Origin of the sequence: Atopobium sp. oral taxon 810 str. F0209 (assembly GCF_000466405.1) — a bacterium.
Classification (GTDB): domain Bacteria; phylum Actinomycetota; class Coriobacteriia; order Coriobacteriales; family Atopobiaceae; genus Olegusella.
Window position 1 is genome coordinate 110,503 of record NZ_KE952937.1, and the last position, 6,680, is coordinate 117,182.

The 6,680-nt window shown below is 49.7% G+C and carries 7 protein-coding genes; all 7 read right to left on the reverse strand.

Annotation, left to right across the window (positions count from 1 at the left end; genetic code table 11):
- Nucleotides 1–88: 88 nt before the first annotated feature.
- Entirely contained in the window at nucleotides 89–520 is a 432-nt protein-coding gene (locus HMPREF9069_RS01900) for a double zinc ribbon domain-containing protein (RefSeq protein ID WP_021625419.1), read from the reverse strand.
- Between the two features lie 115 nt (nucleotides 521–635).
- Nucleotides 636–2,072, reverse strand: coding sequence for a bifunctional folylpolyglutamate synthase/dihydrofolate synthase (locus HMPREF9069_RS01905; RefSeq protein WP_021625420.1), 1,437 nt, complete (start codon nucleotides 2,070–2,072; stop codon nucleotides 636–638).
- A gap of 9 nt (nucleotides 2,073–2,081) precedes the next feature.
- Nucleotides 2,082–2,699 carry a GTP cyclohydrolase I FolE gene (gene folE / locus HMPREF9069_RS01910; protein WP_021625421.1) on the reverse strand — a complete coding sequence of 206 codons (618 nt, stop codon included), beginning with the start codon at nucleotides 2,697–2,699 and terminating at the stop codon, nucleotides 2,082–2,084.
- The gene (locus HMPREF9069_RS01915; RefSeq protein WP_021625422.1) at nucleotides 2,700–3,554 is read right to left on the reverse strand and encodes a bifunctional 5,10-methylenetetrahydrofolate dehydrogenase/5,10-methenyltetrahydrofolate cyclohydrolase; all 855 of its coding nucleotides are present in this window, start codon (nucleotides 3,552–3,554) and stop codon (nucleotides 2,700–2,702) included.
- 2 nt (nucleotides 3,555–3,556) lie between these two features.
- Nucleotides 3,557–4,183 (reverse strand): cyclodeaminase/cyclohydrolase family protein, encoded by a 627-nt coding sequence (locus HMPREF9069_RS01920; protein ID WP_021625423.1) that lies wholly within the window; start codon nucleotides 4,181–4,183, stop codon nucleotides 3,557–3,559.
- Nucleotides 4,184–4,246: 63 nt separating this feature from the next.
- Nucleotides 4,247–5,911, reverse strand: a complete 1,665-nt coding sequence (locus HMPREF9069_RS01925) for a formate--tetrahydrofolate ligase (RefSeq protein WP_021625424.1) — start codon at nucleotides 5,909–5,911, stop codon at nucleotides 4,247–4,249.
- A 190-nt stretch (nucleotides 5,912–6,101) separates the two neighbouring features.
- A complete protein-coding gene (locus tag HMPREF9069_RS01930) occupies nucleotides 6,102–6,455 on the reverse strand; it encodes a hypothetical protein (protein ID WP_021625425.1) in 354 nt (117 codons plus the stop codon).
- Nucleotides 6,456–6,680: the final 225 nt, after the last annotated feature.

The following is a 6,680-nucleotide window of genomic DNA, read 5'->3' on the forward strand; positions in this document are numbered from 1 at the left end:
CACTCTCCCGCAGATAAGACGCTTTTCGGTAAAGATACACACAAAAACACCCGCCGAAGCGGGTGTCAGATTTGCGAGATATGTGCTGCTATTGGATATGCGTACGGCAGTAAGGACACACCTTCCAGTCAGCATTCAAAGGACGGTGGCAAGTCGGGCAGACATTGCGCACCTGTGTGTTGCAGATAGGGCAGACAACAAAGTCACGGTCAATAGGTGCGCCGCACTTAGGGCAAATACCATAGTGGGACAGCTGATGCTCACGCAAAGCAATATCCAAGTCCTGCTCTTCGCGATCTACCAGATAGCTGGATGGACGAAGGATGACGTAGGCCAAAAGACCTACCACAGGAATGACCGAAATAATGGCCCACAACCACCAAGGCTCGGCTCCACGACGTTGCGCATCACGGATGACATAAACAATCGAAAGGATGTAAAGCATCACGATGCAAGCAACAAGTAGGTACAAAACCATGCGAACTTCGGGCGTGATAATTTGATTCATAAGCTCAGACATAACTACAGCAGCCTTTCAACGGCGTTAGTTGCTCGAATCATGATAGCAAAAGGTGTCCATTTAGACAGGCACAACAACAATTGCTGGCCTAGTTGTACAAGATAGGCATATGAAATTAATGCTTAGGCGGCACAGGATGACCAAGTAGAGCCGCAATCTCCCCTGCCAGTGTGATAGTGCCACAGCAAACGCAGTCTCGATGAGCATCAGCAAGCGCCTTGAGCGCTTCTGCTGTTGTGGGATAGATAGCGCTCACTTTTTTTCCTGCCCGCTCAAAGCTTGCAGCAAGTTCAGTTGCTGGCAGTGCACGCGGAGAATCTGTCTGCGTACAATAAATCTCAGGGAATTCAGGAGCGAGTAGGCGCATAACTTCTTGGTAATTCTTATCAGCAAAAATCGCACAAAGCAGAGCAGGACGTTTGGAGACATCCGGTTCGATAGTTTGTATTGCTGAAATAAACGCAGCGATGGACTGAGGATTATGACTTGCATCTACCAGTACCAGCGGCTCTGTTCGGTAGACATCAAAGCGCCCTGGCGTTGGGCAGGTTACAACCGAATCAAAAAGTTTATCTTCATCCAGAGCATGGTCAAGGTAGTCTTCGGCAAGCTGCACCGCACAGCAGATATTTGCCGCTTGATAGTCAGGTTTGAGTGCAGAAATATCCTGATAGCTCGCCCGCGTACTCGTAATATCCATCACCATTGAGCCACCCACACGCTCAGCATGCCGAGAAATGCGATAGCTTGCATGAGGCAGCATTTCATGTGCTGCAGGAGTGCCAGGATGCAAAAGGCCCATCGCATCTGAGAGCAGATCGGGGCGCACTAAGCTGGGTATGACGTTTTGTGCCTGACACTGCGAAAGAAAAACATCTTCAACGCTAGCGGGAGTCGCTGTCCCCACACCGAGCACACAGCTACGACCGTTCTTGATGATGGCGGCTTTTTCTGCAGCAATCTTTTCGAGGGTATCACCTAGTACTGCCATATGATCTAGGCCGATACCCGTAATTGCACAGTTAGTAATATTGCCATAGGCAGAGGTAGCATCCCATCTACCACCCATGCCGCATTCCAGTACCACCACATCAACATCCGCTTCGGCAAAAACAACCGCTGCGGCTACCGTAATGAGGTCAAACTCCGTAATGTCATATGGACGCTCCCCCGCTCGTATGCGACGCTCATTGACACGCATACCTGCCTGAGTTGCCGCCGAAAGGCCATGTGCGAAGCTCTCCTTTGGCACTGCATGCCCGCCAATTTCCATACGGTCGGTATAGCTCGTAAGACCTGGTGAGGTATACAAAGCGCAGGTAAGACCTTCGCCCGTAAGAATTGTTGCGGTATAGCGTGCGGTGCTGGTTTTGCCATTAGTGCCAGCAATTTGCAAAGCATCAAAGCATAAATCAGGATTTCCCAGCTCAGCAAGCATATCGATAACGGTTTCGAGCATGGGTTGAATACCAAAATGTAGCGCCTGATGCAGTTGATCAAGCGCTTGCCCATAATCCCAGTTCAAAACCTTAAAAGGAAGAGAATAGGCCATGACCACCCCTTAATGGCTAACACCCAAAAGGCGCAGCGCTTCGATACGAGTTTTTTCGTTTTGCTTAAAACAACCACGGACCGAGGAGGTTACTGTCACGGCACCCGCGGCACGAATACCCCTCATGGTCATACAGGTATGCTCTGCTTCGATAACTACCATCACGCCTAAGGGATTGAGCTCGGCTACCATTGCATCAGCCACTTCTGCCGTCAGGCGTTCTTGTACCTGAGGACGTGCGGCAAAACCTGCCACACAGCGAGCAATCTTGGAAAGGCCTGTAATGCGACCTGCGCGCGGAATATAAGCAACATGTGCCTTACCAATAAAAGGCAATAAATGATGCTCACACATGGAATGAAAAGGGATATCCCGCACGATAACCATTTCTTCGTTATGGTCTTCTTGGAACTGCTTGCGCAGGTAGCGGGCAGGATCATCAGATAGGCCACCAAAAAGCTCTTCGCAGGCACGCGCCACACGATCAGGAGTGCCCTGCAAGCCCTCACGATTAGGATCTTCACCTATCGCACAGAGCAGTTCGCGGATGGCAGCTTCAGCACGAGGACGATCAATCTTGCCTGTAGTCTGCCCTGCCATCTGCGTATAGGTTTGTTCGTCAGCCATCTAGGCTACCGTCCTCTCAGCTGCTTCAACCACATGCTGCGCCAACACTGCTGTCGTCACAGAACCAACCCCACCTGGTACAGGAGTAATTGCCGCAACAAGAGATTCAACAGCTTCAAAGTCTACGTCACCAACAAGTTGTGCTGCATCAGCATCCCAATTGATACCAACATCGACAACAATCTGATCCTCGTGCACAAAAGCAGCTCCGATGGTTTTTGCATGACCTGCGGCAACCACCAAAATATCTGCGGCACGGCAATGCTCAGCTAGATTGCGTGTCTTTGTATGACACATCGTCACTGTTGCATTTTTCGCCTGGAGCATCACAGATACTGGTTTACCAATCACAAGAGAACGCCCAACAACGCAAACATCCGCTCCACAAAGCTCATAGCCGTAATACTCAAGCAAGCGCACAACTGCTTCTGCTGTACAAGGTGGAAAACCTTTAGGACGCGCGGCAAAGGTGCCAGCAAGTGAGCCCATGGTAATGCAATCAATATCTTTGGCTGAATCAAGAGACTCACAAACGCTAGTCTCATCCAAATGGGCAGGCAACGGACGAAACATCAAGCAGCCATGGAGATCGTTGCGCTTATTTACCTCATGGATTACGTCAAGCAGCGCTTCTTGGCTGCAGTCATCAGGCAGTACGAACTTGCGAACACCCAGCCCTATCTTCTCAGCACGTTTAAGAATTCCACGCTCATAGGAGAGATCATCCGCGCGCTCACCTACACGCACGATTGCTAAAGTAGGCGTAATGCCCTGCTCTTTGAGCATCATGGTGCGCGCCTGGAGCTTCTCTGTCAGTGCAGCAGCAACAGGCGCACCTTTTAATAGCTTTGCCATTTTTACCTCTTTAGTTGGTCAAATATCTTTCGAGCAACTAAGTTACCGCGCTCGGGGTAAACATCCAATAGTGCTTTTGCATCGGCCTCAGCAGCAATTGCCCAACCACTTGAACGAAATGGCTTGGTATTCACAAAGACATTAATAGCCGCACTCTGCATGGCAGCGACAGCTAAATAAGCGCCGCATGCGACATCAGAAAGCAACATGCGTGAGCCCTTCTTCCCCATCTCGTCTAAAAGGTCAATTATCTGGGCACATACCTGCATCATCTCAAGGGGGGCTCTACAAGCATTCTGGGTAGCTGCCTCGAGAATTGTTGTACACTGAGGATCTTCTTTGGGAATTGCATAGGCACGCGAGAGCGGCTCAAAAGCAATAGCGTCAGTATCAACGAGGTCAAGTAATTTTTCACGGAGTCCTTCGGCGTCCACAAGCATACGTTGGATGTCTGTCTCTACCTCGGCATAGCGCTTTTTGCCTGTGGTGAAATTGCCCACCATCGAGCAGAGTGCAGCCGCAAGTGCACCCACCAAAGCTGCTGCTCCCCCGCCTCCAGGCACCGCCTGTTTTGAAGCTAATGCCATCGCAAAATCACGACAGCTAAGCTTGCTCAGTTGTTCTGTCATGAAGCCCACCCCAAATTGAGAGAAAAAGAGTGCAGATTGGAAACTTCTGCACTCTTCATACGTTTAGAACAAACCAACGATGTTGCCATTTTCATCAACATCGATATTTTCTGCTGCAGGATGTTTGGGCAAACCTGGCATGGTCATAATGTCACCTGTAAGTGCCACAATAAAGCCTGCACCTGCAGATACTTTGACATTACGCACGGTAATGCGGAAATTCTTGGGCGCACCAAGTTTGGTCTGATCGTCACTAAAGGAATATTGGGTCTTTGCCATGCACACAGGCATATTGCTAAAGCCCTGGTCCTCAAGCTGCTTGATCTGCTTTTCTGCGGCTGTTGTAAAGTCTGCACCATCGGCATGATAGACGCGACGAGCAATAGCATCGATAGAATCTTTGATACTGCCCAGCTCATAGCTAAAGCGGAAATCCGAAGGCTCGTCGCAAAGACGCACGACCTCACGCGCAAGAGCCTCGCCGCCTTTGCCACCCTGTGCCCAGACTTCAGAGAGCGCAACGTTAACACCTAATTCCTTGCACTTTGCTTCGACGAGGTCGAGCTCGGCCTTGGTGTCCGTCGGGAAGGCATTAATAGCAACGACTACGGGCAGGCCGTAAACGTTTTTCATGTTATCAACGTGCTGCAGAAGATTAGGAAGACCCGCCTCAAGGGCCTCGAGATTCTCACTGTTGAGATCGGCTTTTGCGACCCCACCGTGATGCTTGAGCGCACGAACTGTAGCGACAACCACACAGGCATCAGGTGAAAGATCCGCCAAGCGACACTTGATATCACAGAACTTCTCAGCACCAAGATCAGCACCAAAGCCAGCTTCGGTAACAACATAGTCGCCCAGCTGCATTGCCATAGTTGTAGCGGATACCGAATTGCAGCCATGTGCAATATTGGCAAAGGGACCACCATGGACAAACGCAGGATTGTGCTCAAGTGTTTGCACAAGATTCGGACTGATAGCATCCTTGAGCAATGCAGTCATCGCGCCTTCTGCCTTAAGCTGATGTGCGCATACCGGCTTGCGGTCATAGGTGTAGGCAACCACGATGCGACCGAGACGCTCTTTTAGATCCGACAGACTTGTTGCCAAGCAGAACACAGCCATTACCTCTGAGGCAACCGTAATATCAAATCCATCTTGGCGCGGCATACCATTGGCAACACCGCCCATGCCATCAACAATCTGACGGAGCTGTCGGTCATTCATATCCATCGCGCGTTTCCACACGATACGACGAGGATCGATGTTCAACTCGTTGCCTTGCTTGATGTGATTATCCAGCATGGCCGCCAAAAGATTGTTAGCGTTTTCGATAGCGTGGAAGTCACCAGTAAAATGCAAATTGATGTTTTCCATGGGGATGACCTGGGCATAGCCACCACCAGCAGCGCCACCCTTAACGCCAAAAACAGGGCCTAACGAAGGCTCACGCAAGGCAAGGACTGTGTTGTAACCTAGGCGATTCATCGCATCAGCAAGACCAACCGAAGTTGTCGTTTTGCCCTCACCAGCGGGCGTGGGATTAATAGCGGTCACTAGGATGAGCTTGGCCTTCTTAGGCTTGTCTGCCAACTTGGTAACATCAACTTTGGCCATAAAGTGACCGTAGGGAATGAGCTCATCATCGGTCAAACCCAACTTTGCAGCAATCTCTTTGATAGGTTTGATTTCTGCTTCTTGGGCAATCTCAATATCGGACTTGGCCATAGTTGCAAACTCCCCTTCTTGTGATGTCTGCAGAGCAATCAGAGCACATATCGGAAAACAAAAGTAGAACTATTGCAGAAGATAAACTACTTCATTGCAAAAGTTCTGCTTGTATTCTATATGGTAAGCGCGAGACATTTTGGGCTTGCAGATAATCTTGGTCTGCTTTAGCAGCATAAACTACCCAAAACTAACCATTAACTACATACATTTGACCATCCAAAACAGGTGTCTTTAGCTGAGACCTGCTTGCCAATTTCATTAAAGTCGGATCGAGAATAACTGCAAGCTGAGATCCGTGTTCTGCTGCGTGATCTACAAGTCGTCTAAAGTGCTCGGTATCGGCATTTTCAGCGCCCATCTCTATCACTGCTTCGAGCCACGCTTTTTCTTCATCGCTGGGAGCAAGAACTGCGATGTGCGCCAATGCAAGCGGACCCTTTACCTGTTTGGTACGCATCACCTCAGGTGAACCAAGGATAAGAACTGACTTAAGTTTGCGGCTGAGCAGGTCATCGCGTAATGCCTGTACATCTATGGGCATGGGGGTTCTCCTATACTTGTCAATCAAAATATATCGTGAAAGCTGCCAGTGAAAACGCAGCTCATCTGGATACTACCCCGCCTCTCAACAAAATTACTAATGCCCATGTTAAAGCGAATCGTCCGTAAACGATTCAATAGCGCCCACATCGCTTACCGTTCTACCCCAGCTCATGGCTTGCATGCGGGTGCTTTATGAACCCGTTGCATCTCCTTTTATGCAGAC